The organism is Streptomyces griseorubiginosus (genome assembly GCF_001514195.1).
GTDB lineage: Bacteria > Actinomycetota > Actinomycetes > Streptomycetales > Streptomycetaceae > Streptomyces > Streptomyces griseorubiginosus.
This window is the reverse complement of the sequence record NZ_KQ948739.1, coordinates 262,959-289,874: the sequence shown is the minus strand read 5'-3', so window position 1 is coordinate 289,874 and position 26,916 is coordinate 262,959. Positions and strand designations below refer to the sequence as shown.

Annotated in this window: 21 protein-coding genes; 11 read left to right on the top strand and 10 right to left on the bottom strand. The window is 70.9% G+C overall.

Going from position 1 to position 26,916, the window contains the following annotated elements; translation table 11 throughout:
- Window positions 1-20: 20 nt before the first annotated feature.
- From atzF to AQJ54_RS27070, 4 genes are read right to left on the bottom strand one after another with little or no spacing between them, the layout of a single operon-like run.
- Complete coding sequence (gene atzF / locus AQJ54_RS27085; RefSeq protein ID WP_062241651.1) at window positions 21-1,667, bottom strand: allophanate hydrolase; 1,647 nt, start codon at window positions 1,665-1,667, stop codon at window positions 21-23.
- Between the two features lie 14 nt (window positions 1,668-1,681).
- Window positions 1,682-5,299, bottom strand: coding sequence for a 5-oxoprolinase/urea amidolyase family protein (locus AQJ54_RS27080; protein WP_062241649.1), 3,618 nt, complete (start codon window positions 5,297-5,299; stop codon window positions 1,682-1,684).
- Window positions 5,296-6,081: an urea amidolyase associated protein UAAP2 gene (locus AQJ54_RS27075; protein ID WP_428843805.1), complete on the bottom strand. Its 786-nt coding sequence runs from the start codon at window positions 6,079-6,081 to the stop codon at window positions 5,296-5,298. Before AQJ54_RS27075 ends, AQJ54_RS27080 begins: the two co-directional genes overlap by 4 nt.
- Window positions 6,078-6,902, bottom strand: a complete 825-nt coding sequence (locus tag AQJ54_RS27070; RefSeq protein ID WP_062241647.1) for an urea amidolyase associated protein UAAP1 — start codon at window positions 6,900-6,902, stop codon at window positions 6,078-6,080. Before AQJ54_RS27070 ends, AQJ54_RS27075 begins: the two co-directional genes overlap by 4 nt.
- Before the next feature lie 444 nt (window positions 6,903-7,346).
- On the opposite strand from AQJ54_RS27070, the gene AQJ54_RS27065 reads away from it, so the two are divergent.
- The 6 genes from AQJ54_RS27065 to AQJ54_RS27040 all read left to right on the top strand — a co-directional run bounded on the left by AQJ54_RS27065 (window position 7,347) and on the right by AQJ54_RS27040 (window position 12,923).
- Window positions 7,347-7,988 (top strand): TetR/AcrR family transcriptional regulator, encoded by a 642-nt coding sequence (locus tag AQJ54_RS27065; protein ID WP_062241645.1) that lies wholly within the window; start codon window positions 7,347-7,349, stop codon window positions 7,986-7,988.
- A 327-nt stretch (window positions 7,989-8,315) separates the two neighbouring features.
- A complete protein-coding gene (locus AQJ54_RS27060) occupies window positions 8,316-9,905 on the top strand; it encodes a sensor histidine kinase (protein WP_207917447.1) in 1,590 nt (529 codons plus the stop codon).
- Window positions 9,902-10,309: a roadblock/LC7 domain-containing protein gene (locus AQJ54_RS27055; protein WP_062028436.1), complete on the top strand. Its 408-nt coding sequence runs from the start codon at window positions 9,902-9,904 to the stop codon at window positions 10,307-10,309. Before AQJ54_RS27060 ends, AQJ54_RS27055 begins: the two co-directional genes overlap by 4 nt.
- The gene (locus AQJ54_RS27050; protein WP_062241642.1) at window positions 10,306-10,728 is read left to right on the top strand and encodes a DUF742 domain-containing protein; all 423 of its coding nucleotides are present in this window, start codon (window positions 10,306-10,308) and stop codon (window positions 10,726-10,728) included. Before AQJ54_RS27055 ends, AQJ54_RS27050 begins: the two co-directional genes overlap by 4 nt.
- A complete protein-coding gene (locus tag AQJ54_RS27045; protein WP_062241640.1) occupies window positions 10,709-11,329 on the top strand; it encodes a GTP-binding protein in 621 nt (206 codons plus the stop codon). The genes AQJ54_RS27050 and AQJ54_RS27045 overlap by 20 nt, the downstream gene beginning before the upstream one ends.
- Window positions 11,330-11,456: 127 nt before the next feature.
- The gene (locus AQJ54_RS27040; protein ID WP_062241639.1) at window positions 11,457-12,923 is read left to right on the top strand and encodes a cytochrome P450; all 1,467 of its coding nucleotides are present in this window, start codon (window positions 11,457-11,459) and stop codon (window positions 12,921-12,923) included.
- 16 nt (window positions 12,924-12,939) lie between these two features.
- Here AQJ54_RS27040 and AQJ54_RS27035 read toward each other — a convergent pair whose 3' ends face one another.
- Entirely contained in the window at window positions 12,940-13,884 is a 945-nt protein-coding gene (locus AQJ54_RS27035; protein WP_079070025.1) for an RluA family pseudouridine synthase, read from the bottom strand.
- An 87-nt stretch (window positions 13,885-13,971) separates the two neighbouring features.
- Window positions 13,972-14,997, bottom strand: coding sequence for a terpene synthase family protein (locus tag AQJ54_RS45760; RefSeq protein WP_159055558.1), 1,026 nt, complete (start codon window positions 14,995-14,997; stop codon window positions 13,972-13,974).
- 1,019 nt (window positions 14,998-16,016) lie between these two features.
- On the opposite strand from AQJ54_RS45760, the gene AQJ54_RS27025 reads away from it, so the two are divergent.
- Window positions 16,017-16,625, top strand: a complete 609-nt coding sequence (locus AQJ54_RS27025) for a GNAT family N-acetyltransferase (protein ID WP_062241633.1) — start codon at window positions 16,017-16,019, stop codon at window positions 16,623-16,625.
- On the opposite strand, the gene AQJ54_RS27020 is transcribed toward AQJ54_RS27025, so the two are convergent.
- From AQJ54_RS27020 to AQJ54_RS27010, 3 genes are all read right to left on the bottom strand, one after another.
- On the bottom strand, window positions 16,622-18,151 hold the full coding sequence (locus AQJ54_RS27020) for an amino acid permease (protein WP_062241631.1): 1,530 nt from the start codon (window positions 18,149-18,151) through the stop codon (window positions 16,622-16,624). The two genes, AQJ54_RS27025 and AQJ54_RS27020, sit on opposite strands and share 4 nt — an antisense overlap.
- 309 nt (window positions 18,152-18,460) lie before the next feature.
- Window positions 18,461-19,306 carry a siderophore-interacting protein gene (locus AQJ54_RS27015; RefSeq protein ID WP_062241882.1) on the bottom strand — a complete coding sequence of 282 codons (846 nt, stop codon included), beginning with the start codon at window positions 19,304-19,306 and terminating at the stop codon, window positions 18,461-18,463.
- 156 nt (window positions 19,307-19,462) lie between these two features.
- Window positions 19,463-20,392 (bottom strand): 5'-3' exonuclease, encoded by a 930-nt coding sequence (locus AQJ54_RS27010; protein ID WP_062028878.1) that lies wholly within the window; start codon window positions 20,390-20,392, stop codon window positions 19,463-19,465.
- A 222-nt stretch (window positions 20,393-20,614) separates the two neighbouring features.
- Here AQJ54_RS27010 and AQJ54_RS27005 point away from each other — a divergent pair, with 222 nt between their 5' ends.
- The 4 genes from AQJ54_RS27005 to AQJ54_RS26990 all read left to right on the top strand — a co-directional run bounded on the left by AQJ54_RS27005 (window position 20,615) and on the right by AQJ54_RS26990 (window position 25,843).
- Window positions 20,615-21,664, top strand: a complete 1,050-nt coding sequence (locus AQJ54_RS27005) for a quaternary amine ABC transporter ATP-binding protein (RefSeq protein ID WP_062241627.1) — start codon at window positions 20,615-20,617, stop codon at window positions 21,662-21,664.
- A complete protein-coding gene (locus AQJ54_RS27000) occupies window positions 21,657-24,263 on the top strand; it encodes an ABC transporter permease/substrate binding protein (protein WP_062241625.1) in 2,607 nt (868 codons plus the stop codon). The genes AQJ54_RS27005 and AQJ54_RS27000 overlap by 8 nt, the downstream gene beginning before the upstream one ends.
- 294 nt (window positions 24,264-24,557) lie before the next feature.
- Entirely contained in the window at window positions 24,558-25,127 is a 570-nt protein-coding gene (locus AQJ54_RS26995; RefSeq protein WP_062028419.1) for a helix-turn-helix domain-containing protein, read from the top strand.
- Window positions 25,124-25,843: a helical backbone metal receptor gene (locus AQJ54_RS26990; protein WP_062241623.1), complete on the top strand. Its 720-nt coding sequence runs from the start codon at window positions 25,124-25,126 to the stop codon at window positions 25,841-25,843. The genes AQJ54_RS26995 and AQJ54_RS26990 overlap by 4 nt, the downstream gene beginning before the upstream one ends.
- On the opposite strand, the gene AQJ54_RS26985 is transcribed toward AQJ54_RS26990, so the two are convergent.
- On the bottom strand, window positions 25,755-26,879 hold the full coding sequence (locus tag AQJ54_RS26985; RefSeq protein WP_062241621.1) for a TDT family transporter: 1,125 nt from the start codon (window positions 26,877-26,879) through the stop codon (window positions 25,755-25,757). The genes AQJ54_RS26990 and AQJ54_RS26985 overlap by 89 nt on opposite strands.
- Between the last annotated feature and the right edge of the window lie 37 nt (window positions 26,880-26,916).

Genomic DNA, 26,916 nt, shown 5'->3' with positions numbered 1-26,916 from the left:
GCGCCCCTAGGTTGGTTGCTCTACTCCTTGCTGCGATATGAGCGCCAGCTGCCGTACCGCGTGATGTCCTCGGCGTCCTCCAGTGCGGCCGGTTCGCACAGGAAGCCCGGGAGCCTGCTTCCGTCCGCCAAATCCACGCTGCCCAGCGTCATCGGGCGGGGGAGTGCCGTCAGGAGGCGGCCCAGGCCCTCCGCCGGGAGGCGCCAGATCTCCGTCTCGATCTGCGCGCCGCCCTCGCCCACGTGCACCAACCCCGGCTTCGGGGGGTCCGTGCGCAGGGCGTGCAGGCGGTAGACCGGGGCCGTGGTCGTCGTGCGGTCGTAGCGGGCGCCCAGGGACAGGAGTTGGGGGTTCAGGGGCTGGCCCGTCAGGTGGGCGCCGACCACCGCCAGCCGGGTCTCCGGCTGGAGCAGGGTCGCGATCCTCGCCAGGCGTTCGTCCGTGTGGGCCGGGCCGATCAGCATCACACCGAAGGGGAGGCCGTTCACCTCGCCCGCCGGGGCCGCGACCGCGGCGAGGTCGAACAGGTTCGTGGAGTTGGTGAAACGGCCCAGGCGCGCGTTGGCGCCCAGCGGGTCCGCGGCCACCTCGGCGAGGGTGGGATGGCCGGGCGCCGTGGGCAGGAGCAGGGCGTCCGCGTCCGACAGTTCCGTCAGCGCCCTGTTCCGCAGGGCGGCCAGTCTGTCCATGTCGGCGTAGAGCTGGTGGGCCGGGAGATCGCGGGCCCGGGTGATGATGGCGGCGACCGTCGGGTCCAGGGAGTCGTCGTTCGCCTCTGTCGCCTTGTCGATAAACGCGCCCACCGCTGTGTAGCGCTCGGCGACGAACGCTCCCTCGTAGAGCATCGCCGCGGCCTCGGTGAAGGGCGTGAGGTCGAGTTCGCGGATCACGTCGCCTGCCGTGCTGAGCTGGGCCACCGCCTCCTCGTACGCCTGTGCCCAGCCCTCGTCCAGTTCGCCGAGCTGCTCACGCGGGGGGACCGCGATCCGCCAGGGGCCGGGGCGGCGGCCGGGGAGGGACGGGGCGGTGCCCGTCGTCATGTGCGCGAGGGCCTGTTCGGCCTCCGGGAGGGTGCGGGCGAAGACCGTCACGCAGTCGATCGAGGCGCAGGCCGGGACGACACCGGTGGTGGGGACCAGGCCCCGGGTCGGCTTGAGCCCCACGATGCCGTTGAAGGCGGCCGGGACCCGGCCCGAGCCCGCGGTGTCGGTGCCGAGGGCGAAGTCCACGATGCCCAGGGCCACGGCGACCGCCGAGCCGGAGCTGGAGCCTCCGCTGATCCGCGACGGGTCGTGGGCGTTGCGGACCGCGCCGTACGGGGAGCGGGTGCCGACCAGGCCCGTCGCGAACTGGTCCAGGTTCGTGGTGCCGAGCACGAGCGCGCCCGCCGCGCGCAGGGCGGCGACCACCGGGGCATCGGCCTCGGGGTGGTAGGCGTACGACGGACAGCCCGCCGTCGTGGGCAGCCCGGCCACGTCGATGTTGCCCTTGGCGGCGAACAGGCGGCCCGCGAGCGGCAGTTGCTCGCCCTGCGCGAGTCGTTCGTCGATCGCCGCGGCCTCCCGTTCGACCTCCTCCCGCGGGCGCAGGTCGATCCAGATCTCGGGGCGGTCCACGGCCTCGACTCGGTCGTAGGCGGCCCGTACCCGGGTGATGGTGGTGGACATGGTGCGCTCCTCTTTCACTGTGCGGGCGGGGCCAGGACGAGCAGTGCCGTCCCCGCCTCCACCTGGTCGCCCGGCCTGGCCAGGATCTCCGTGACCACGCCGTCGGCCGGCGCGTGCACCCTGGACTCCATCTTCATCGCCTCCAGGGCGAGGAGCGGCTGCCCGGCCGTCACCTCGTCCCCCGGCTCGACGTTCAACTGCCATACGGAGGCCGCGAACTCGGCCTCGATCAGACGGCCTCCCGCAGGCACGGCGATGTCGGCGGGAGCGGCCGCGGGTACGGCGGCCGACTCGGCCCGGGCGAACTCGCCCGCCGCCTCCCACGCGTCCCGCTCGGCGCCGAAGGCCGCCTGCTGACGGGTCCTGAACTCCCCGATGGACTGCGCGTGTTCCGCCAGGAAGGCCTGGTACTCGGCGAGCGAGAAGGTGCCGTCCTCGATGCGGGGCACGAAGCGTCCGGACGTGATGTCGGCGCGCAGCTCCAGGAGTTCGTCCGCCTCCACCGGGTACCACTTGATCCGGTCGAAGAAGCGCAGCAGCCAGGGCGAGCCCGGCTCGAAGGCGCCGCGCTGCTGCCAGGGCGACCACACCTGGGTCGTCCGGCCCACGAACTGGTAGCCGCCGGGGCCCTCCATGCCGTAGACGCAGAGATACGCGCCGCCGATGCCGACCGAGTTCTCGGCGGTCCAGGTGCGGGCCGGGTTGTACTTCGTGGTCACCAGGCGGTGGCGCGGGTCGAGGGGGGTGGCCACGGGGGCACCCAGGTAGACGTCTCCCAGGCCCAGGACGAGGTACTCGGCGTCGAAGACCGTGCGGTACACGTCGTCCACCGAGTCCAGGCCGTTGACGCGGCGGATGAACTCGATGTTCCAGGGGCACCAGGGGGCGTCGTCGCGGACGCCCGCCATGTAGCGGGCGATCGCCTCGCGGGTGGCGGGGTCGTCCCAGGAGAGGGGGAGGTGGACCGTGCGGGAGGGCACGACCAGTTGGTCGGACGGGGGGAGCGAGGCGGTGATCTCCCTTACAGAGGTGAGGAGTTGCTCTTGCGGGACGCGGCCCGGGTCCGTCTGGATCTGGAGGGAGCGGATACCGGGGGTGAGGTCGGTGATGCCGTCCGGGCCGCGCTCGGCCACCGCCTCCATCAGGGCATGGACCCGCATGCGGAGGGCCAGGTCCAGCTGCATGGGGCCGAACTCGACCAGCAGGTTGTCGTCGCCGCTGCGGCGGTAGGTCACATCGCCGTCGCGGGCGAGGATGCCGCCGTCCACGATGACCGGGCGTTCCGTTCCGTCCGTGTTCACGGGTACGAAGCGCACGGTGTCGCCCGGGCGCAGCTGGCCCAGTTTCCAGCGCTCGGTGCTGAGCACGGTCGCCGGGCAGACGAAGCCGCCGAGGGAGGGGCCGTCGGGGCCGAGCAGGACCGGCATGTCACCGGTGTAGTCGACCGCTCCGACCGAGTAGGGGGTGTCGTGGATGTTGGACGGGTGCAGGCCCGCCTCGCCGCCGTCGGTGCGGGCCCAGCGGGGTTTGGGGCCGACCAGGCGGACGCCGGTGCGGGCCGAGTTGAAGTGGACCTTCCAGTCGGCGGCGTAGAAGTCGCGGATGTCGTACTCGGTGAAGAACTCCGGTGCGGCGTGGGGTCCTTCGACGGCGGCGATGCGCCAGGTGGAGGTGTAGGAGGGGCGGTCGAGGGCCGGGGTGGTGGCCACGGCCGCGTCGGTGCCCGGCGTGCGGGGCGTGCCCACCGTCGGGGGCGTGCCCGTTGCCTGGGGCGTGCCCGCCGTCCGGGGCGTGCCCGTTGCCTGGGGCGTGCCCGTGCTGTCGATGCCGCCGTGCAGTACGTCTCCCGTGCGCAGGGCCCGTCCGCCGTGGCCGCCGAAGCGGCCCAGGGTGAAGGTGCTCGCGCTGCCGAGGAAGGCGGGGATGTCGAGCCCGCCGGCGAGGAGGACGTAGGTGCGCAGGCCGTGCTCGGCCGGTGCGCCCACCTCCAGGGTGCCGCCCGCCGGCACCCGGACCGGCTCCCACTGTGCGACCGGGGTGCCGTCCACGGTGACCGGGGCCGGGGCGCCCGTCACACAGACGGTCGTGGGGCGGGTGAACCGCAACGCCGGCCCCTGCAAGGTGCATTCGAGTCCGGGGGCGCCTTCCGGGTTGCCGAGCGCCAGGTTGCCGAGCCGGAAGGAGCGGTCGTCCATGGGGCCGCTCGGCGGCACGCCGACCTGCCAGTAGCCGGTACGGCCCGGCCAGTCCTGGACCGTGGTGAGGGTGCCGGCGGTCACGACCTCGATGCGCGGGGTCGGGTCGGTCACGCGGGCCAGGGTCGCCGTAGAGTGGGCCGCGGCCTGGAACGCGCTGTCCGACAGAGCCGCCCGGACCAGGCCCAGGTTGGTCTCGATGCCGTCGACGCGGGTGCGGGCCAGCGCCTCGTCCAGCCTGCGCAGCGCGTGGGCGCGGTCGGGGCCGTAGGCGATGATCTTCGCGAGCATCGGGTCGTACGACGTCGTCACCTCGGTGCCGGTCTCCACCCAGCCGTCGACGCGGACCCCGGTGGGGAACTCGACCCGCGTCAACAGGCCCGCGCTGGGCCGGTGTTCGCGCGAGGGGTCCTCGGCGTAGAGGCGGGCCTCGACGGCGTGACCGCGCGGGGAGCCGGGTTCGCGCACCACGTCCCGCTCGCCGCGGGCCAGCCGGAGCATCCACGCGACCAGGTCGACGCCGTAGATCTCCTCGGTGACCGGATGCTCGACCTGGAGGCGGGTGTTGACCTCCAGGAAGTAGGCCTCCTCGCGGGCCGCGTCGTACACGAACTCGACGGTGCCCGCGGAGCGGTAGCCGACCGAGGCGCACAAGTCGCGTGCGCTGGAGGCGAGTTGTGTGCGGACGTGGCCGGGCAGGTCAGGGGCCGGTGCCTCCTCCAGGACCTTCTGGTTGCGGCGCTGGAGGGAGCAGTCGCGGTCGCCGAAGGTGACGACCGTGCCCTCGCCGTCGCCGAAGACCTGCACCTCGACATGGCGGGCCCGCTCGACGAGCCGCTCCAGGAAGACCCCGGCGGAGGAGAAGGAGGCCGCGGCGACGCGCTGCACCCGGTCCCAGGCGTCGGTCAGTTCGGCGGCGGAGTGGCAGGCCGACATGCCGATGCCGCCGCCCCCGCCGGTGGCCTTGAGCATCACGGGGTAGCCGATGGTCTCCGCCGCCTCCAGGGCGTCCTCGACCGACGGCAGCAGGTCCGTGCCCGGCGCCAGCGGCACTCCCGCGGCCTGTGCCGCCGCCCGTGCGGTGTGCTTGGCTCCGAACAGCTCCAGTTGCCGGGGCGTGGGGCCGACGAACACGATCCCCGCCGCTTCGCACCGGCGCGCGAACTCGGCGTCCTCGGACAGGAATCCGTAGCCGGGGTGGACGGCACCCGCGCCCGAGTCCTTGGCCGCCTTCAGGACGAGGTCGGCGTCGAGGTACGACTCCTTCGCGGGGGCCGGGCCCAGGCGTACGGCGGTGTCGGCGAGGCGGACGTGGGGGGCGGAGCGGTCGGCGTCGGAGTACACCGCGACGGTTCTCAGGCCGAGTTGGCGGGCGGTGCGGATGATGCGGACGGCTATCTCGCCGCGGTTGGCGACGAGGAGGGTGTTGAAGGTCATGCGCCGGCCCCGATCGCGGTCTGTACGGCGCCGGTGGTGGTCCCGGCGGCGCCGGTGGTGGCTCCCGCAGCGCCGGTGGTGGTCCCAGCGGTTCCGGTGAGACCTCCCGCAGCGCCGGTGGTGGCTCCCGTGGCTTCGATGGTCATCTCCACCGGCGTGGGGTCGAAGCCGTTGCAAGGGTTGTTGATCTGGGGGCAGTTGGAGACGAGGACGAGGACGTCGCGCTCGGCACGCAGGGTCAGGGAGAGGCCGGGGGCGGAGATGCCGTCGACGATGCCGAGGGTGCCGTCCTGCTCGACGGGCACGTTCATGTACCAGTTGATGTTGGAGACCAGGTCGCGCTTGCCGAGGCCGTGCTTCGCGCCCTCCGCGAGGAAGTTGTCCACGCAGGCGTGCTGCGACCAGGTGTGGTGGCCGTAGCGCAGGGTGTTGGACTCCTTGGAGCAGGCGCCGCCGACCGTGTCGTGGCGGCCCACGTCGTCGGCGGTGACCGTCATCAGCGGGGTGTGCTCGTTGGACATCAGCACGCTGCCGGTGGTGAGGAAGATGCCGCCCTGTGCCTGGATGGTGTCGGGGGCGCTGTAGCGGACGGCCGTGTCGTGGGCGTCGTAGACGAGGAAGTCGACGGCCTGGTTGCCGCGCAGGTCGGTGACGGTGAGCGACTCGCCCTCGCGGATGACGGCGGACCAGGCGGCGCGGGCCGGGACGACCGCCGTCCTGAGCGGTGCTCCGGCCTTCGAGAGGGTCTCCTCGGGCTTCGGGAGTGTCTCCTCGGGCTTCATGCGCGTCCCTTCGAGGCGAGGAAGTCGGCGGTGTTGAGGAAGGCGCGGCGGCCTTCGGGGGTGGCGTCCCAGAGCGGGTCGCCGGGGCGGGTGGGCTCGGCACGCCAGGCGAGCACTTCGAGGGGAGTGCTGACGTAGTCGGGGCGCGGGTCGGCGGGGTGCGGGACGTTCGCGATCAGAACGGTCACGTCCTGCTCGGCGCGGAGGGTGACACCGGCGCCGGGGCCCGCCGAGCCGGTGAAGTCCAGCGTGCCGTCCTCGCGGATCCGCACGCCCTGGAAGAAGGAGAGGGAGGGCGGCAGGTCACGGGGGTCGAGGCCGTTCTTCGCCGCCGCCAGCTTGAAGAGTTCGCGGCCGGCGGGGGAGGGGCTCTGCGGGGTGCCGTCGCCGTAGCGCTCGGTGTTGCGGACCAGGGTGGAGGTGCCGCACAGGGCATCGTGTCGGCCGGAGGTGTCCTGGGTGACGCTCGCGAGGACGCGGCCCTGGTCGGACAGCAGGAGCTGGCCCTCGCCGAGGTAGGCGTTCCACTGGACCTTGACAGTGTCGGCGACGTTGAGGCGCTCCCAGGGGCGGCCGTCCGCGTACAGCAGGAGGTGGGCGCAGGCGTCCCCGCGGAGGTCGGTGAGGCGGAGCTCGGTGCCGCGGGCCAGGACGCGGTGGGTGTAGTTGCCGCCCGCGACGGTCTCCGCCCACACCAGGTGGCCCGCCGCGCAGGGAGGGTCCGGCCAGGCCGCGGCGGGGACGACGGGCATGGCTTCGGCGCGGGTGCCGTCCTGTGCGCGGGCGTGGTCTCGCGCTCCGTAGGTGGTCTCTGTGGCCATGGCGGGACCTCCGGCTGCGGGGGATTTCTGTCGCTTGACAGAAATTAGGGGCGCGGCGGGTCGGGGGGGTTGCTCGGGTGTTGCCGGTTGGTTACCGGGGGCTCACGGGGGTGTGGGCTGGGGCGTGGTGGGGATTCGGGTGCGGCTTGGCGGGCGCGGGGGCGGGGTTGGGTGCGGGGTGGCGGGTGGCTGCGGGTGCGGGCTCATGCGGGGTGGGGTGGGTTCGCTCACGATGTGTCCCGGGTGTCGCTTGAGGCGCCCTCTGCCAGGGGCGGGCGGGCCTCGCGCGCCGCGGGCGTGGCCTAACGGAGTCCTCCGCACCGTGTCGGATTCCTCCGGACCGTGTCGGATTCCTCCGGACCGAGCCGAGCCCTCCTGCCCGTGGCGGGACTGTGCGAGGTCGGTCGGAGATCGTCGCGTGCCCTGTGTGCGAGGATCGAACGCATGGGTACGACAGGTGGTGCGGCGGAGTCGGGGCGGCGGGTCGGGAGGCCCCGTGCTGCTCGGCGGCCGGAGAGCGGGCTCGCGCCGCGTGCGGAACTCCTCGTCGCCGCCGCCGAGTTGTTCACCACCCTCGGCTACGCCGCCACCAGCACCCGTGCCGTCGCCGAGCGGGCCGGCATGCGGCAGGCGTCCATGTACCACTACGTCTCCGGCAAGGAGGAACTCCTCGCCGAGCTCCTGGAGTCCACCGTCACGCCCTCGTTGGCGTACGCCCGCGAACTGCTCGCCGACGACACGGTTGAGCCCGAGCGCCGGCTGTGGGAGCTGTGCCGTGCGGACGTCGAGGTGCTGTGCGGGGGGCCGTACAACCTCGGCGGCCTCTATCTGCTGCCGGAGGTGCGCACGGAGCGGTTCGCCGGCTTCCACGCCGTCCGCGCCGAACTCAAGGACGCCTACCGCCAGTCGATCGCGGCGACGGTCGCGGGCGGCGCCCTCGCCAAGACCGAACTCGACCTCCGTACGGACCTCGTGTTCGGCCTGATCGAGGGCGTGATCCTCGTCCACCGCTCCGATCCCGAGCGCCCGGTCTCCGTCTTCGCGGAAGCCACCGCGGACGCGGCGCTGCGGATCGCCGGGGTCTGAGGCCGCCGGAAGACTCCAGCAAGACGTCGGAAGGCTCCAGGAAGACACCGGGAGGCTCCCGGAAGACGCCGGAGGCGTTCGTCACCCGCCACGGTGAGTGAGTTTCGCACTCCCGTGCCTCATGACTCACCGTGTGCGATTGATGCCTGTGCGTGTAAATGGGCCGAGGGTACTCCAGTCCGGATGTCCGTTTCAGGCGCTTGCTGAATATGACACGGCGATGATCCGGTCGGACTAAGCTCGCCCGCAGCGCACCGAGTTGATGTGTATTCGTGCGCTTGTTCCCTATATGTGCGACTCCCCGTCGATACGTCTCAGAGGGCCCACATGGTGAGTGTTCAGTCCCCCCCAGGACGCCGTGAACTGCCGTATGCGCGCGTGCTGTTGCTCCCCGCCATAGTCATGGCCGCGGCGACCGGGGCCGCCGTCGCGGCAGTGCAGCAGTCCGCGCGGGTCGCCGTGGGCGGCTGCGGTGTCGTCGCCACATTGCTGGTGATCGCGGTGGCGGCAGAAGCCGTCCGGCGCGGTCGTGAACTGCGCGAGCAGCGCATCGAGCACGACGGTCGCGTCGCCGCGCTCCAGCAGCGCATCGCCGACCACGACCGGGAGCAGATCCGGTTCGCGAAGGAGATCGCTCCGGCGGCCCTGGACCGGATGCGGCGCGGAAGTTCCCCCGGAGAGGTGATTCGCCGGCTCGGTGAGATCGACCCCTCATGGGCCGACCTGCCCGACGCGCAGATCCGCCTCCTCAAGACGGTGCTCCACATCGTGGACACCGAGGACATCATGCGGGACGCCGCACAGCGCTCCTTCGTGAACATCGCCCGCCGCGTCCAGGCCATCGTGCACCAACAGGCCAACGAACTGCGGGAGATGGAGGAGGACCACGGCCGCAACCCCGAGGTCTTCGACGACCTCCTGCGCATCGACCACGGCACCGCGCTGATCGGCCGCCTCGCCGACTCCATCTCCGTCCTCGGCGGCGGCCGCCCCGGCCGGCAGTGGCCCGAGCCCGTCGCGCTCTACAGCGTGCTGCGCGGTGCCATGTCCCGGATCCTGGAGTACCGACGCATCGACCTGACCTCGATCGCCAAGGTCAACGTCAAGGGCACCGCGGTGGAGCCCGTGATCCACGCGGCGGCCGAACTCCTCGACAACGCCACGCGCTACTCGCCGCCGCAGAGCAAGGTCCACGTCACCGCCACCGAGGTGCAGACCGGCGTCTGCATCGAGATCGAGGACGCCGGCGTCAGCCTCAGCGAGGAGGCCCGCCTCAGGGCCGAGGGCATGCTGGAACGCGCCAAGGCGGGCGTGGACTTCCAGGACCTCGGGGAGTCGCCGCGCCTCGGCCTCGCCGTCGTGGGCCGGCTCTGCGCGGCGTACGACATGCAGGTCTCGCTGCGTGCCTCCGCGTACGGCGGGGTCCGCGCGATCCTCGTCGTACCCAGCAACATGCTCACCGACGAGCCCGGTGTCGGACTCGCGCACGGCATCGGCGCCACCGCCGTGCCCAAGGCCGAACTCGGCGCGCTGCCCGGCCCCAAGCGCACGATCAAGAAGCGCCGGCCCACCAGCCCCAAGTTCACGACACCGGTGTCCATGGAGGACGACGTCCCCGAGGTCACCGAGTGGACCGCCAACGGGCTTCCGCAGCGCCGCAGTCGGGTCAAGGCCTCCTTCACGCAGCGCTACGCCGAGCAGGCCGAGATCGAACGCGCCGAGCGGGAAGGCCGCCCGACCATCTGGTCGACGGCCCGGCGCGAGCCCGAACCCGAGCCGAAGCCGGACGACACCCCGCCGGGCCTGTGGGTCCAGGCGTTCATGGACGGCCTCAAGCGCCCCACCTCTTCAGCAGTCACCCAAGCGACCGACGAACCGGCCCGTACCGAGGCCGAAGACGAGGGGAACCTCAAGTGATCCAGCAGCGAGGCAACTTCGACTGGATGCTCCAGGACCTCGCCAAAGGCGTTCCGGGCATCCAGATGATCGTGGTGCTCTCCGCCGACGGCCTGCGCATCGCCCGGCACGGCGGCGACCCGGACACCGCCGACCGCGTCGCGGCCGCCTGCGCGGGCCTCCAGAGCCTGGCGGGGGCCGTCGCAAGCGAGATCCCGGGCAGCGACGGCAAGATGAAGATGGTCCTCATCGAGATCCACGGCGGCTACTTCTACCTGATGGCCGCGGGTCCCAACGCCTATCTGGCGGTGCTCTCCGACATCATCACCGAGCCCGGCCACATGAGCGCCCGCATGAGCGACCTGGTCGTCCGGATCGGCGCGCACCTCACCAGTCCGCCCCGGCGCAACGGGCAGACCGTATGACTCCTCCGCAACGCCGACGGCGATTCCCCAAGACCAGTCCGGAACCGGCACCGCAACCCCCGCAGGAGGGCCAGGACACCCCCGAGGGACCCAAGAAGAACCCCGAGCGGCTGTACGTCATCACCGGCCCCGACGGGACCGAGCGCTCGGAACTCGACCTGGTCACCTTAATCGTGGCGCACGCCGACCCACCGCCCTCCGCCACGCCTGAGCAGGCGGCGCTGCTCAGGCTCTGCACGGCCCCCCTGTCCGTGGCCGAGCTGTCCGCCTATCTCAGCCTGCCGTTCAGCGTGGTGACCGTCCTGCTCACCGAGCTGCTGACGGCCGAACTGGTCACGGCCCGCGCCCCTGTGATCCGCCAGGCGCTGGCCGACCGTTCCCTCCTCGAAGCGGTGATGCATGGACTTCAACGGCTCTGACACCATCCCTGGTCCACGAACCGAGGACCACCTGCCCCACACCGCCCAGGCCGCGGTGAAGATCGTCATCGTCGGCGGCTTCGGCGTCGGCAAGACGACCATGGTCGGCTCGGTCAGCGAGATCAAACCGCTGACCACCGAGGAGACCATGACCCAGGCCGGCATCGGCGTCGACGACAACTACGGCTCCGAGACCAAGACGGCCACCACCGTGGCCATGGACTTCGGCCGCATCAGCATCACCGAGCAACTGGTGCTCTACCTCTTCGGCACCCCGGGCCAGGAACGCTTCTGGTTCCTCTGGAACGGCCTGTTCGAAGGCGCACTCGGCGCGGTGGTCCTGGTGGACACACGGCGGCTCGAGGTCAGTTTCGACGTCATGGGGCGGCTGGAGGAACGCGGCGTCCCGTTCGTCGTGGCCGTCAACACCTTCCCGGACGGCCCACGCCACGACATCGAGGAACTGCGCACCGCGCTCGACCTGAGCCCGGAGATCCCGATCGTCGAATGCGACGCGCGACGGCGGGCGTCGAGCCGGGACGTGCTGATGACCCTGATGAAGTTCCTCCATTCGCTGGCGGTGGAGAAGGCTCCTGTGTGAGCCGGCGCTCAGTGCAGCCCTACTGCCGCAGCCCTCTCCCACGCTCCCGTCCTCGCTCGGCCCGCGCGGGCCGAGCCGCCCCATGCCTCCCTTCAGACCAGATCGACTCAGCTTCGGAGCGACAATCGTGACGCCTGAACCCATTTCTCCGGCCGGTACGGACGCCCCCCTGACCGCCCCGCCCCCTGGCTGCCCCGCGCACGGCGTCGGCGTCGGCGGGCTGCGTCGGCTGTACGGCCCGGGGGCGGAGAACCTGGAGGCCCTGTACGAGGAACTCCGCGCCGAGCATGGGCCGGTGGCGCCCGCGCTGCTCCACGATGACGTGCCGATCTGGGTGGTGCTCGGCCACAGCGAGAACATGCAACTGCTGCGCTCTCCCTCGCACTACAGCCGGGACACCCGGTTGTGGACCCCAATGCTGGACGGCGCGGTCCGGCCCGACCACCCGCTCATGCCCCACCTCGCCTGGCAGCCCCTCTGCTGCTACGCGGAGGGCGACGAGCACCTGCGGTTGCGCGGCGCGGTCGGCGGCGCCATCTCGACCATCGACCACCGGGGCATCCGCCGCCACATCAACCGCGCGACTCAGCACCTCGTGAACAAGTTCTGTGAGCGAGGTGAGGCGGACCTGGTCAGCCAGTTCGCCGAACGTCTGCCGATGATGGTGATGTGCGAGATCCTCGGCATGCCCGAGGAGTACAACGACCGGCTGGTAGCGGCGGCCCGCGACCTGCCCAAGGGCACCGAGACGGCCATCGAGAGCAACGCGTACATCATGGACGTCCTCACACGGCTCACCGTTCGCCGCCGGGCCGCACTCGAGGACGACTTCACGAGCCACCTCATCAACCACCCGGCTGGGCTCAACGACGAGGAGGTGAGCCAGCACCTGCGCCTGATCCTGATCGTCGCCTACGAGAGCACGGCCAACCTTCTCGCCAACGTACTGCGGGTGGTGCTCACCGACCCGCGGTTCCGCGCGCAGCTCAACGGCGGCCAGATGACGGTGCCCCAAGCGGTGGAGCAGTCCATGTGGGACGAGCCGCCCTTCAGCACCGTACTCGGCTACTTCGCCAAGCAGGATGCCGAGCTGGGAGGCCAGCGTATTCGTAAGGGCGACGGCCTCCTCATGGGTATCGCGCCGGGAAACGTCGACCCGCGCGTCCGCCCCGACACCAAGGCCAACATGCAGGGCAACCGCTCCCACCTCGCCTTCAGCGGCGGTCCCCACGAGTGCCCGGGTCAGGACATCGGCCGCGCCATCGCCGACGTGGGCGTCGACGCACTGCTGACCCGGCTTCCCGACGCCGAACTCGCCATTGACGAGGATGAGTTGGAGTGGCAGGAAAGCATCTCCAACAGGCACCTGGTGACCCTGCCGGTGCAGTTCGCGCCCAAGTCCCAGCAGGACGTCATGGCGCCCCCGGCGCACCGGACGCCATCCCAGCGCTCCAGCGACTGGCAGATCAGCTCGCCCCCGCCGCAGGCTGCTGCTCCGGAGCCCAGTGTGCCCGCCCCTGCGCCCACACCCGAGCCGATCCGGCAGCCCGCCGGGCTCTTCCAGCGTCTCCTGCGCTGGTGGCGTGGCGACTGAGCCCTCGGCACCGGGGTCAACCCGTCGCCCACTCCTCGTAGGACGACCATGCCCGCAGTACGCGCCGGCTGACGAACCGGTGCTCGCGTCCCGTCACCGGGTCGGTGAACTCAAGTGCACGCGCCAGGAGTTGGAGCGGGCGCCGGAAGTCCCCAGGTGCCAGGGGGTCGGTGATCACCGGGTAAAGGGGGTCGCCGAGGATCGGCACACCCAGGGCGCTCATGTGCACCCGCAGCTGGTGCGTCTGCCCGGTACCCGGCGTGAGCCGGTACCGGGCACGCTCGCCCCGGATCTCCTGCAACTCGATCAGGGTGACGGCGTTGGGTTCCCCCTCGACCTCCTGCGCTGTCAGGACTCCGCGCTCCTTCACAATGCGGCTGCGCACGGTGCGGGGCAGGGCCAGCGCCGGGTCGTACGGGGCCACGGCTTCGTACTCCTTCGCCACCCGTCTGTCCCGGAAGAGGGACTGGTAGGTGCCGCGCTCCTCAGGTCGCACGGTGAACATCACCAGTCCGGCCGTCAGACGGTCGAGCCGGTGTGCGGCGCCCAGCGTGGGGATGGCCAGTTCGCGGCGCAGCCGTGCCAGGGCCGTCTCGGCGACATGGCTGCCGCGGGGGGTGGTGGCGAGGAAGTGCGGTTTGTCGGCGACCACCAGGTGTTCGTCCCGGTAGACGACGTCGATCGGGAACGGGACACGTTCCTCCGCGGGCAGTTCCCGGTGGAACCACACGAACATGCCCGGCACGTACGCCGTGTCGCGCGTCACCGGGCCGCCGGCGACATCCACGATCTGCCCCGCCTCCAACATCCCGTCGATGATCTCGACCTGAGCCGCGAGCCGCGCCACGAGATGGTCCCGCACGGTTGCCCAGGAGTCACCTGGTGGCAGCCGCACCCGCACCGGATCGACCCCGTCGCGCTGCGGCAGGGGAGAGGGCGGGGGCGGAGTGCGGCGTCTCATCGTTGTCGAGTCTATGAGGCGGAACTGACGGAGGGCCGTGGCTATGTCGGGAACCTGCTCGGTGGGCGAGCCGGATGTTGTCCTTGCTCACGGCTGGGGGCGCATGCCGAACCAGCCGGTTTCGGGCCGGAGCCGATAGCGCGGAGTCTCCTGATGCCAGTGAAGACTGCCGCTGATCCACAGGGCCAAGTCCTCCAGCGACTCTTCGACGACCTCCCATTCCGTATCGGTGACCTCGTAGAAATCACGCATGGTGCGCAGGTCGCCGCAGGCGGTCAGAAAGTCGGCGGTGGCTTCGTGAATCATGCGGGCTGCCTTGCTGGCGGCCTCACCCCAGGAACCTCGTCGAGCCTCGCGAAGCACGGCGGTGAGATGGTCGGAGTCGCCTACCGCACAATCCTTGGGTAATGAGTACAGATCATTGGTCCAGCCAATCGCGTCGTTCGCGGCGAATCGCACCATGCGGTACAAGTCGCTCGCGGCCACGCTTTCGGGCAGTTCCCGGTCATGGCCGACTTCCAGGAGGTCGAAGGTCATCTCGGCCCCTGAGTGCAACCTTCGGCGGCGGATATAAGTTGGCACGCTCACGAGTGCGCGACGGCCTTGCCGGTGTGGGCGCGCGCGGAGAGAGAGGGCCAGCCAATCCCGGTAGTGGGAGCGGTATCGACTGCGCCACGCCCGCGAACGTGCTGGTGCTGTCCGGAGCCACAGGTCCGCAGCGGCTGCGGCCAGCGGTCCTTGAGGTTGCGACCGGACTCCGAGGTCCACCGGCATTTGCGCCAGTAGATCCGCGGCCAGCGCGTGCGCCTGTCCGTCGTCGGTGCCCGGGTGGTCAAGGACGTCGTCAACCATCCAGTTGTGGCCGTGCCACCACGCCACCGTCTCCAGGCTGCGTACCCGGGGATAGGTGTAGCCGGCGAAACGGGCGAAGCCGCTGTGCGCGAATCGTTCTCGCTGCCGGGTATCCATGAACAGGCCATGGGAGGCTGCCCATTGAAGGAGGCTTTCCTCTGCGTGATCGGCGTCCGGGTGCATTCGCACTTCGACCGGACCATGGAGAGGGGGAGCGCTGAAACCCTCCGGCATCATGAGAGCATCATTGGCAATCGTCATGATGACGCTTCCCCCCTTTCATCATCGCTGCCGGGGTGATGTGAGTCTTTCTTCCCACCTCGTTTCCTCAGAACCGGGGGTAGTTCAGCGCCTCCAACCGGGCAGCCGAGTTCATCGGTGCAGAGACGCAACTGAGCAGGGCCAGAGCCTTTCACGATGCCCTCCGAATGGCGGAGTCGACCAAGTCCGTGAACTACGCGCTGTACTCCGTACGCCGGATGCGGCGTGTCCGACATGTACAAAAAAGCATCTGTTGCCGAGCCGGCCGCACAGGGCTATGCCAACCGCATACCGGCCGATGCCGTCAGCCGTGGCCTCCGAAGCGGACGCCGGACGGCGTTGACCATACCTGGGCGCCACGGCCACGACAGCAGCGTCGCGGCCGTGGATCATCTCAACCTTCCGGTGTCCCCGTGGGTTTCGTCAACGGTTCAGGGTGGCCGGAAAAGCGACCAGGGCTTCGGCACGCAGCGCCGCCTAGAGCAGGCCGGGCACCAGCCGGTGTTGCGTTCTCGGTAAGCCTCCGAAGGCTCGGACCGGCAGAGACCGACAGCCATGACTGCACCGCTTCGCATTCGTACAGCGACGCACCCACCACACCGGTGCGTCGTGCGGCACACGTTCCGGAGACGCACAGCCGTCAGACGCAGGCATTCGGCCACCACCCCACGGGCCCGGGTGCGACACCGCTCATGCTCGCAATTGCCCTGACAGCCCACCACTTCGCACCATGCGACGATTTCTGGCCGGGCAACAGGGGGCGCAGCCCCGGCGCACGGTGCGGAGTCCCTGGCCGCCGGATGCACGGCCGCGCATTTCAGCCTGCCGGTGCGCTGCGGGTACCACCCCCGTTTGCGGCAGTTGGGGAGCAAGGTGACCTCGGAGGCGGGACGTCCGCATCCAACGGCCTTGATCTGGAGCGTGGTTGGGCGGGCGAGGGTCAGTGGGGGTCGGGGGTCCTCTTGCGTCGGCGGAAAAACCTTTGGGGCGGGCTTCGCGTCGTTGGCAGGATGCGGGCCATGCCGTATCTCACCGCACCGGTCCTGCTCCCCGGCACCCTCTCCGCCACCCTCCAGCCCACCCTCCCCACCCACGACGGGCTGCTCCTGCGACCCTGGCGTCCCGAGGACGCGCCCGCCGTCCACGCCGCGTTCCAGGACCCGGCGATGCACCAGTGGCACGCCCGTGCCGCCGACTCCGTGGAAGAGGTCGGCGGCTGGATCGAGGAGTGGACGGCGGCCTGGGCCGGGGAGACGGCGGCGCAGTGGGCCGTCGTGGAATCCGGCACCGATCTGCTGCTGGGCCGGGTGGCCCTGCGGGAGATCCGTCTCTCCGACGGACAGGCCGAGATGGCGTACTGGACGACCGTCGGGGCTCGCGGACGCGGTGTCGCGGCTCGTGCCGCCGCCGCGCTCGCCCGCTGGGCCCTCGACGACATCGGGTTCCACCGCCTCGAACTGCTCCACGCCGTCCGCAACGAGGCCTCCTGCCGTGTCGCCGCCAAGACCGGGTTCGCGCTGGAGGGAACCAAGCGCAGCGCGGTCCTGCATCCCGACGGCTGGCACGACATGCATCTCCACGCCCGCGTGAGCGACGACCCGAAGGGGCCGCGAGCGGGGGAGCGCTAGGCCGGCGTGCGCCTGCGCAGCGCTCGCCAGGCCACTCCCGCCGCCAGTGTCGCGGCCAGGAACAGCACCGTGAACCACTGGAAGTACCAGTGGCCGCCCGCCGGGTCGTACACCTCCGCCCTCGGCCAGGCCAGGTTGACGGTCATGAGGAGGCCGTAGAGGAGGGCCAGGACGTTGACCGGTGTGCCCCAGCGGCCCAGGGAGAACAGGCGGGCGCCCGTCTCGTCCGTGCCCGACGAGGTGAACTCGCCCTTCACGCGGCGGACCAGCAGGGGGCCCGTGACCATCGCGTACGCCAGGTACAGCATCACGATGCAGGTCGTGCCGATCGCGAGGAACGCCTCGGGCGAGGCGAAGTTGAGGAGGAGCAGCGCGGCCGCCAGGGCACCGACCACCAGGGCGGGCGCGGTGGGCATGCCCGTGCGCGGGTTCACCCGGGCCAGGCGGGCCGCGAAGGGCAGTTGGCCGTCGCGGGCCATCGAGAAGAGCATCCGGCAGGCCGCCGTCTGGATGGCCAGGGTCGCCACGGCGATCGCCACCACCACGTCGGCCAGCAGCACCTTGCCGACCCCGTCGCCGAGGCTGCTCGTCAGGACGTAGCTGAGGCCGTCGACCCCCAGGTGGCCGTCCGTCAGGCTGGGCGCCGCCAGGAGGCCGCCCAGGACGATCAGGCCGCCCAGCAGGCCCGCCGCGCCCAGGGCGGTGAGGATCGTGCGCGGTGCCGTGCGGCGGGGGTTGTGGGTCTCCTCGCTCATCTCGCCCGCGCTGTCGAAACCGATCATCACGTACGCCGCCGTGAACGAACCGATGAGCAGGGCGCCGAACAGACCGTTCTGCGGGATGCCCTCGGTGTGGAAGGTGATGCTCGGCGTGCGCTCGGAGTGCGTCAGCAGCAGCACGATGATCAGCACCGCACCGATGATCTCGGCGGTCACGCCGACCCGGTTGATCAGGGACATCACCCGGTTGTCCACGACGTTCACGAGGGTCGTCAGGACCAGGAGGAGCACGCCCAGGACGGCCGCGTTCGCCGCCCCGTCCGCCGAGGTCGGCGCCGGGTCGGTGCCGACCAGCTGGAAGCCGGACCAGATCGCCGGCAGCACCATCTGCAATGCCAGTGCGGCCGCCGCGACGACCACGATCTGCCCGATCACCATGATCCAGCCGGCGAACCAGCCGAACGTGGGGGTCGAGAGGCGGGACGACCACTGGTAGATCGCGCCCGAGATCGGGTAGCGCGCCGCGAGTTCCGCGAAGCAGGCCGCCACCAGCAGCTGACCGACCAGTACCGCCGGCCAGGCCCAGAAGAAGACCGGGCCGCCGAAGGAGTACCCGAAGGCGAAGAACTGGAAGACGGTCGTCAGGACCGAGATGAAGGAGAAGCCCGCCGCGAAGGACGCGTACCGGCCCAGGCTGCGGTGCAGCTCCTGGCGGTAGCCGAACTCGGCGAGGGACCGGTCGTCGGAGGAGGGGGAAGGGGAGTGGGGCGGATCGGGGCGGACATCGGAGGGACTGGTCGTCGTCACGGCGGCACCTGCCTTCGGCGGGCGAATTCCTGTCGGGCGACAGAAATTAGGTAGGCGCTGTTTCGGGTGCGTGACGCGGTCGTGTCGGAGGTGGGCCCAAGTCCTCACGGCCGGGGCGAACGGGTTCGCTCGGGCCGCGGCGAGTCCGTCGCAGGGCTGGACGAGGCCGACGCGGTCCCCCGGGCACGGCGAAGCGGCGGCACCTCGAAGGTGCCGCCGCCTGGGAAACCGTAACGCCGAAGCCGAGGCCGAGACCCAGGTTGAAGCCGCCGTATGCCTGAGCCGCCGTACGGCTGGGCCGCCGTACGCCTAAGCCGCCGGGGCCGTCCCCTCCTGCTCCGCCTCGATGCGCGCGTTCCACTCCCGCTTGGAGGCCTGCCAGCCGTCCTCGTTGTGGCCCAGGCGCCAGTAGCCGGAGATCGAGAGGTCCTCGCGCGGGATCTCGCGCTCGACCCGCAGCAGATGGCGCAGCTGCTTCACGAAGTGCGCCTCGCCGTGCACGAACGCGCACAGCCGGCCCTCCGGGAACTCCAGTGCGCGTACGGCCTCCACCAGCCGCTCGCCGACCGGGCGGGAGCCGCGGTGCAGCCAGACGACCTCCACGTCGGAGTCGATCTTCTGCTCCTCCTCGGGCCCGGAGACCTCGATGAAGGCGTGCGCGCGGGTGCCGTCGGGCAGCGACTCCAGGGAGCGGGCGATCGCGGGCAGCGCGCTCTCGTCGCCCACGAGCAGGTGCCAGTCGGCGTCCGGGTTCGGGGTGTAGGCGCCGCCCGGGCCCATGAAGTGCACGGTCGCGCCGGGCTGGACGCGGGTCGCCCAGGGGCCGGCGAGGCCCTCGTCGCCGTGGATCACGAAGTCCAGGGTGAGCTCGCGGTGTTCGGCGTCCCAGTGGCGCACGGTGTAGGTGCGGGTCACGGGCCACTGCTCGCGCGGGAACTCCTCGCGGATGCGCTCCATGTCGAAGGGTTCGGGGTAGGTGGCGCCCCCGGCCGGGAAAAGGATCTTGACGTAGTGGTCGGTGCAGGTGTCCGCCGCGAAGTCGGCGAGTCCGTCGCCGCCGAGCACCACGCGCTGCATGTGCGGGGTGAGGCGCTCGGTGCGGACCACCTGTGCGGAGCGAGGTTTCCGCGGCTTGCGTCCCGGTCCTTCTGCCATGGCGGCCTCCCAGTCCATATGCTTAGGCTTGCCTAAGTTAGCATCAACCCCCCTGGCGACGACGTGCCACTCGTGGAAAGCGAGGGCAATATTTACGCGCCCGGACCCACCATCGGCCCCGGAATCACGCGCCCAACGTCGCCACCCGCCCCCGCGTCACGCGCCCAGCGTCGCCACCAGCCGATGCAGTGACCCGCCCAGCCCCCACCGCGTCCCCAGCGCGTCCAGCATCTCCGGATCACGCGGTGCGCGCGGCAGCGCGGTCTCGACCTGCGGCAGCGGGACGTCACCGGCCACCCGCACGACCTTCGGCGCCACGGCCACGTACGGCCGCGACTCGTCCAGCCGCTTGCGCTGCGACGGCGTGAGCTTGGCCTTGGGATCCTCGACCGCGGCCATGATCCCCGCCAGGTCCCCGAACTCGGCGAGCAGCTTGGCCGCCGTCTTCTCGCCGATCCCGGGCACGCCCGGCAGACCGTCGCTCGGGTCGCCGCGCAGCAGCGCCAGGTCCGCGTACCCACGGCCGTCGACCCCATACTTCTCGCGCAGCCAGGTCTCGTCGGTCAACTGGAGCGTGCCGACGCCCTTGAGGGGGTACAGCACGCGCACCTCGCGCTCGTCGTCGACCAGCTGGTACAGGTCGCGGTCGCCGGTGACGATGTCGACCGGGCCCTTCGCCAGCGCGGTGAACGTGCCGATCACGTCGTCCGCCTCGTAGCCGGCCACGCCCACCCGCGCGATGCCGAGCGCGTCCAGGACGGCCTCGATGATCGGGACCTGCGGGGAGAGGGTGTCCGGCACCTCCTCCTCGTCCGGGCCGACCTCGTGCTCCTCGGCGACGCGGTGCGCCTTGTAGGACGGGATCAGGTCGACCCGCCACTGCGGGCGCCAGTCGGCGTCCATGCAGGCCACCAGGGCGTCGGGATGGTGGTCCTTGACCAGGCGGTCGATGAATTCGAGGAGGCCGCGCACGGCGTTCACCGGCGTGCCGTCCGGCGCCTTCACGGACTCCGGCACGCCGAAGTAGGCACGGAAGTAGAGCGAGGCGGTGTCGAGGAGCATCAGTCGTCCGGTCACGCCTCGCATCATGCCGTACGGCACCGACAGCGGCTGTCCTCGCCGTACGGCACCGACACCGGCCGTCGCCGCTCGACCCGTCCGGCGTGTGTGCGTCCTGTGAACCCCGACATCGGCGTGTTTGGCCGAAAGGCACATGGGCAGGCGCGGCCTCGGAGCGAGGCAGGTTGCATCTTCAATTGTTCGCGGCCCCTCGTCTCCCGCCCAGTGGTCCAGAGTCAAGAGGTACGCGTGTCATCACGGCTTGAGGCAGAGCAGCTGTACAAGGTCTTCGGAAGACGGCCCCAGGAGGCCGTCGAGCGGCTCCGCGAGGGCGCCGACCGGGAGAGCCTGCGCGCCGAGGGCATCACCGCCGCGGTCGTCGACGCCTCCTTCACCGTGGACCCGGGTGAGATCTTCGTCGTCATGGGCCTGTCCGGCTCCGGCAAGTCCACCCTGCTGCGCATGCTCAACGGCCTCCTGGAGCCGACCGCGGGCCATGTCCGCTTCGACGGCCAGGACCTCACCGCGCTCACCGACCGCGAACTGCGGGCCGTACGAGCCCAGAAGATCAGCATGGTCTTCCAGCACTTCGCGCTCTTCCCGCACCGCAGCGTCCTGGAGAACGCCGCCTACGGCCTCGCCGTCCAGGGCGTCGCCAAGGCCGAGCGCCTCGAACGGGCCACCGAGGCCCTGGAGCTGTGCGGGCTCAATGGCTGGGAGCAGTCCTGGCCCGACGAGCTGTCCGGCGGCATGCAGCAGCGCGTGGGCCTGGCCCGCGCCCTCGCCACCGACGCCGACCTGCTCCTGATGGACGAGTCCTTCAGCGCGCTCGACCCGCTGATCCGCCGGGACATGCAGGACCAGCTGCTCCAGCTCCAGAAGACCCTGAGGAAGACCATCGTCTTCATCACCCACGACCTCAACGAGGCCATGCGGCTCGGTGACCGCGTCGCCGTCATGCGCGACGGCCGGATCGTCCAGATCGGCAGCGCGGAGGACATCCTGGTACGGCCCGCCGACGACTACGTGGCCTCCTTCACCAAGGACGTCGACCGCTCCCGCGTGCTCACCGCGGCCGCGGTGATGGACACCGACCTGGGCAGCGCCGAGGCCGACTGCGACTGCGCGGACGACTGCGAGACCGCGACGCCCGACACGCCGTTCACCGAACTCTGCGCGATCAGCGCGCGCTCCACGCACCCGGTGGCCGTCCTCGACGACGAGCGCCGGCTCGTCGGGGTGGTGCCCCAGCAGCGGCTGGTGGGCTTCCTCGGGGACGAGGAGGCCGCCCATGCCTAGGATTCCGCTCGGCGACTGGGTCAACGACACCGTCGACTGGCTGCTCGACCACGTGGCCTGGCTCTTCGACTTCTTCAAGACCGTCTTCACCGGCACCTACGACGGCATCGACACCGTCCTCCAGGCGCCCCAGCCTCTGCTCCTCGCGGGCATTTTCGCCGTGATCGCCTTCTGGCTGCGCGGCACCCTCGCCGGCCTCCTCACCTTCGCGGGCTTCGCCTTCATCGACTCCCTCGACCTGTGGGAGGACGCGATGACGACCCTCTCGCTGGTCCTCGTCGCCACGATCATCGCGCTGGTCATTGCCGTGCCCGTGGGTATCTGGGCGGCCCGCTCGGACCGCGTCGGCGGGCTGGTGCGGCCGGTCCTGGACTTCATGCAGACGCTGCCCGCGATGATCTACCTCATCCCGGCGATCCTGTTCTTCGGCACCGGCGCCTCCGCGGGCATCGTCGCGACCCTGATCTTCGCGCTCGCCCCCGGTGTCCGTATGACCGAGCTCGGCATCCGCCAGGTCGACAAGGAGCTCGTCGAGGCCGCCGAGGCGTTCGGCACCACACCGCGCGACACCCTCCTGCGCGTCCAGCTGCCGCTGGCCCTGCCCACCGTGATGGCCGGCGTCAACCAGGTCATCATGCTCGGCCTGTCCATGGCCGCGATCGCCGGCATGGTCGGCACCGGCGGCCTCGGCGGTGACGTCAACGAGGCCATCGGCCAGCTCAACGTCGGCCTCGGCTCCGAGGCCGGTGTCGCCATCGTGATCCTCGCGATCTACCTCGACCGCATGACGAGCGCGCTCGGCACCCAGGTCTCCCCGCTGGGCCGTCGTGCCGCCGCCAAGGCCCGTGCGACCCAGGGCCTCAGGATCTGGTCCTACCGGCCCAGCCCCCAGATCGCCGTGGTCGGTGTCGTCGTGCTCGCCCTCGTGGCGGGCGGTATGGGAATCTTCGGCAGTACCTCCAGTGAGGCCACGGCCGTCTCCGACGGCAAGGACGTCGGCCAGGGCAAGAAGATCAGCATCGGCTACGTCCCCTGGGACGACGGAGTCGCCTCCACCTTCCTCTGGAAGGAGGTCCTGGAGGAGCGCGGCTACCAGGTCGACGCCGAGCAGTTCGACGCGGGACCGCTCTACACCTCCGTCGCCTCCGGCAACGTCGACTTCATGACGGGCGCCTGGCTGCCCACGACCCACGAGCAGTACTGGAAGAAGTACGGGGGCAAGCTCGACGACCTCGGCGCCTGGTACGACAGGACGTCTCTCGAGCTGACCGTCCCGTCGTACATGAAGGACGTCAGCTCCCTCGCCGACCTCAAGGGCAAGGCCTCGCGGTTCGGCGGGAAGATCACCGGCATCGAGTCCAGCGCCGGTGAGACGGCCCTGCTCAAGAGCAAGGTCCTCAAGGCGTACGGCCTCGACAAGGAGTACGAGGTCGTCGACAGCTCCACGCCCGCCATGCTGGCCGAGCTGAAGCGGGCGTACGCCAAGAAGGCCCCGATCGTCGTTCCGCTCTGGTCGCCGCACTGGGCGTACAACGACTACGACCTGAAGAAGCTCAAGGACCCCAAGGGCGCCTGGGGCTCGGGCGACGGCATCCACACGGTGGCCCGCAAGGGCTTCGCCGAGGACGACCCGGTCGTCGGACGGTGGCTGAAGGACTTCAAGCTGGACGAGAAGCAGCTCACCGGCCTGGAGGCAGAGATCAACAAGGCCGGCAAGGGCAGGCAGCAGGACGCCGTCCGGGCCTGGCTCAAGCAGCACCCCGGCCTGGTCGACAAGCTGGCTCCCGTCCAGAAGACGGCGGCGGAGACCAAGCGGCCGGTGAACGTGGCCTGGTTCCCCTGGGACGAGGACATCGCCGTCACCTACCTGTGGAAGAACGTCCTCGAGAAGCGCGGCTACCGGCTCGACCTCAAGCAGATGGACGTCGGCCCGGTCTACACCGGCCTCGCCTCCGGGGACCTGGACGTCAACTTCGACGCCTGGCTGCCGTACGCGCAGAAGAACTACTGGGACCAGAGCAAGGACAAGCTCAAGGACCTCGGCACCTGGTACCGGCCGACGTCCCTGGAGGTCGCCGTGCCCTCGTACGTCAAGGGTGTGAAGTCGTACGAGGATCTCAAGGGCAAGGCCTCGGAATTCGGCGGGAAGATCATCGGGATCGAGCCGGGCACCGGCGAGATGAACCTCCTCAAGACCAAGGTCCTGCCGGGCTACGGCCTGGACAAGGAGTACGACGTCGTCGACGGCTCCACGCCCGCGATGCTGGCCGAGCTCAAGCGGGCGTACGCCAAGAAGCAGCCCGTCGCCGTCGTCCTGTGGTCGCCGCACTGGGCGTACAGCCAGTACGACCTGACCAAGCTGAAGGACGACAAGAAGCTCTTCGGCGAGGGCAACACCATCCGGACCATCTCGAACGAGGACTTCCCCTCGCGCTACCCGCAGCTCACCCGGTGGATCAAGGGCTTCCACATGAGTGAGGCGGAGCTCGGCAGTCTGGAGGCCGAGATCAACGAGCGCGGCCAGGGTCACGAGGAGCAGGCGGTCGCCGCCTGGCTCCAGGAGCACCCGGAGATGGTCGGGCGGATGACACCGTCATAACCGCTCCCCGAGCACGGTAAGGATCCGGCCAACCACATAGAGCTACGCCATCGCCCGAACTCTGGTGCCGACTAGGGGACTTGACGGGCCGAGGGCGGGCGCGTGACCAAAACCCGGCCCCCTGGAACACTTCCAGGGGGCCCTTCGGCTGGCGCGAAGTGTGAGGTACGGTCACCCGCCGTATGACATCGATGTGAAGGCCGCATGAAACAGTTTGCCGAACATGCGTAGGGTGCAGACAACTCATCAGGGGACGGGCCACGGGACCGACGAGCGGAGGAGGGAGCCGGAGCCATGGGCGACCACAAAGAACAGCCCCTTCGGGTCGGCGCGGCCGTGCGCCGCAGGCGCCGCGCGCTGGAGCTCACCCTCGCCGTCGTCGCCGAGCGCAGCGGCCTCTCGGTGCCCTTCCTGAGCCAGATCGAGAACGAACGCGCCCGCCCCAGCCGGGGCTCCCTGGAGAAGGTCGCCGACGCGCTGCGCACCACGGCCGTCGAACTCCTCGCCGCCGCCGACCCGGCGTGCAGCGTCGACGTCGTGCACGCCGACGGGCCCGAGCCGGACGGTCTGCCCCGGATGCGTTCCCTGGTGCGCGGCCACCACCAGATGCACGCCCAGGAGTTCACCGGCGACCATGACGCCGGGCGCGAGTTCCAGTACCGCAACGACCAGCTGATGTACGTCGCAGACGGCGCGGTGGACGTCGAGGCGGAGGGCCGCGCCTACCGTCTGGGCCGCGGCGACACCCTGTACCTGACCGGCGGGGTACGGCACCGCTGGCGGGCGACCGTGGCCGACACCCGGGTGGTCGTCGTCGCCGTCGCCGAGCACATCGAGGCGGTCCAGGACCGGCCCCGGCAGTGAGAGTCGTCTCCCTCGTCCCCTCGCTCACCGAGGCGATCGCCGCCTCGGCACCCGGCGCCCTGGTCGGCGCCACCGACTGGTGCACCCATCCGGCCGACCTCGACGTTGCCCGGATCGGCGGCACCAAGAACCCGAAGCTGGAGCGGATCGTCTCCCTCGCCCCCGATCTCGTGATCGCCAACGAGGAGGAGAACCGGGCGCCGGACCTCGCCGCGCTGCGGGAAGCGGGCCTTGAGGTCCTGGTCACGGAGGTGCGGGACGTCCCGGGGGCCTTCCGGGAACTGGCGAGGGTCGTCGAGGCGTGCGGAGTCTCCGTACGGCCGAGCTGGCTGGACGAGGCCGAGGAGGCCTGGTCCACCCAGGTGCTTCCCGCGCCTCGGGCAACGGCGGTCGTGCCGATCTGGCGCCGGCCCTGGATGGTCCTCGGCCGGGACACCTTCGCGGGCGACGTCCTGGCCCGCCTGGGCGTGGACCACCTCTACGTCGACCACGAGGACCGCTATCCCAAGGTCCCGCTGGAGGAGCTGCGGGCGGCGGCCCCCGACGTGGTCGTGCTGCCCGACGAGCCCTACCGCTTCACGCCCGACGACGGTCCGGAGGCCTTTCCCGGCCTGCCCTGCGCCCTCGTCAGCGGGCGGCACCTGACGTGGTACGGGCCGTCACTGGCCGAAGCACCACGGGCGCTGGGCGAGGCCCTGCGAGCAGCGCTCCGCTGACCAGGCCCCGCGCGGTGTGCAGGGCGGCCGTGCCCCAGGCGGCCACCAGGACGCCGTACAGCCCGACGGCGAGCCACGCGTAGACGACGAGTCCCGTGTGCCGGGCGAGCGCCTCGGCGCCCGTGACACAGGTGCCGACCGGGAAGGTGAACGCCCACCAGGTCATCGAGAACCGCATCCCGAGCCGCCACGCCCGGACGACGTGCGCGGCGGCGAGCGCCAGCCACAGCAGCGCGAACCCCATGACCGGGACGCCGTACAGGACCGCGAGGGCGCCGAAGCCCTGGCTGTAGGGGTCGGGGACGACACCGGGGGCCACGTCGGCGAACTTGCCGACGGCGGTGGTGGACTGGCCGAGCGGACCGAGGACGAGGAAGAGCGTCGGGGTGAGCGCGAGCGGGAGCGGTCCGCCGGTGAGGACCCGGGCGAAGACGAGCGGCAGCATGAGCAGGGTCGCGAGGAGGCTGAGCCCGAACATCGCCAGACAGGCGAGGAGCAGGGTCTCGCGGGGTTGCCCGGCCGGCAGATGCGGCACCAGGAGCGGCCCGAGCGCGGCGGACACCATGGGCGCGACGAGCGGCAGCAGCCACACGGGAGTGGCCTCTCGCGGGTCCGCCCTGTGGTGCACGGCCATGAGGTACGGCACGACGAGGGCGGCCGCGAGCCCCAGGGCCGTACCGGCGGTGAACAGCACGGCGTCGAGCGCGACCGCGGCTGTCGTCCCGATCCAGTACCGGCCGACGGTGAGGGCGCCACCGCCGACCGCCAGGAGGGCCATCGCGAGGCAGCCGTAGAAGGGGGCCGTGGCGGGGTCGAGGAGGTGGGCGCGGGCCTGGTCGGCGTGGTGGCGCCAGTGCAGGGCGCGGGCGCCGAGGAGGACGAGCAGGAGGGCGAGGGACAGCAGCCAGACGGCGGCGCAGATCGTGCGGGCGCCGGGGAGGTGCACGGGGAGCGCGACGCCTGCGGTGGCGACGATCGCGGTGCCCATGACGGTGGCGTACCAGTTCGGCCCGAGGTGACGGACGGCGGTGACCATGTCTTCACGGTGCCGTCGGGGGCGGGCCGCCACCAGG

Coding starts and splice junctions, on each gene's coding strand:
- atzF (WP_062241651.1), bottom strand. CDS start 1,667: ATGTCCACCACCATCACCCGGGTACGGGCCGCCTACGACCGAGTCGAG.
- AQJ54_RS27080 (WP_062241649.1), bottom strand. CDS start 5,299: ATGACCTTCAACACCCTCCTCGTCGCCAACCGCGGCGAGATAGCCGTC.
- AQJ54_RS27075 (WP_428843805.1), bottom strand. CDS start 6,081: ATGAAGCCCGAGGAGACACTCCCGAAGCCCGAGGAGACCCTCTCGAAG.
- AQJ54_RS27070 (WP_062241647.1), bottom strand. CDS start 6,902: ATGGCCACAGAGACCACCTACGGAGCGCGAGACCACGCCCGCGCACAG.
- AQJ54_RS27065 (WP_062241645.1), top strand. CDS start 7,347: ATGGGTACGACAGGTGGTGCGGCGGAGTCGGGGCGGCGGGTCGGGAGG.
- AQJ54_RS27060 (WP_207917447.1), top strand. CDS start 8,316: ATGGTGAGTGTTCAGTCCCCCCCAGGACGCCGTGAACTGCCGTATGCG.
- AQJ54_RS27050 (WP_062241642.1), top strand. CDS start 10,306: ATGACTCCTCCGCAACGCCGACGGCGATTCCCCAAGACCAGTCCGGAA.
- AQJ54_RS27045 (WP_062241640.1), top strand. CDS start 10,709: ATGGACTTCAACGGCTCTGACACCATCCCTGGTCCACGAACCGAGGAC.
- AQJ54_RS27035 (WP_079070025.1), bottom strand. CDS start 13,884: ATGAGACGCCGCACTCCGCCCCCGCCCTCTCCCCTGCCGCAGCGCGAC.
- AQJ54_RS45760 (WP_159055558.1), bottom strand. CDS start 14,997: ATGACGATTGCCAATGATGCTCTCATGATGCCGGAGGGTTTCAGCGCT.
- AQJ54_RS27025 (WP_062241633.1), top strand. CDS start 16,017: ATGCCGTATCTCACCGCACCGGTCCTGCTCCCCGGCACCCTCTCCGCC.
- AQJ54_RS27015 (WP_062241882.1), bottom strand. CDS start 19,306: ATGGCAGAAGGACCGGGACGCAAGCCGCGGAAACCTCGCTCCGCACAG.
- AQJ54_RS27010 (WP_062028878.1), bottom strand. CDS start 20,392: ATGCGAGGCGTGACCGGACGACTGATGCTCCTCGACACCGCCTCGCTC.
- AQJ54_RS27000 (WP_062241625.1), top strand. CDS start 21,657: ATGCCTAGGATTCCGCTCGGCGACTGGGTCAACGACACCGTCGACTGG.
- AQJ54_RS26995 (WP_062028419.1), top strand. CDS start 24,558: ATGGGCGACCACAAAGAACAGCCCCTTCGGGTCGGCGCGGCCGTGCGC.
- AQJ54_RS26985 (WP_062241621.1), bottom strand. CDS start 26,879: ATGGTCACCGCCGTCCGTCACCTCGGGCCGAACTGGTACGCCACCGTC.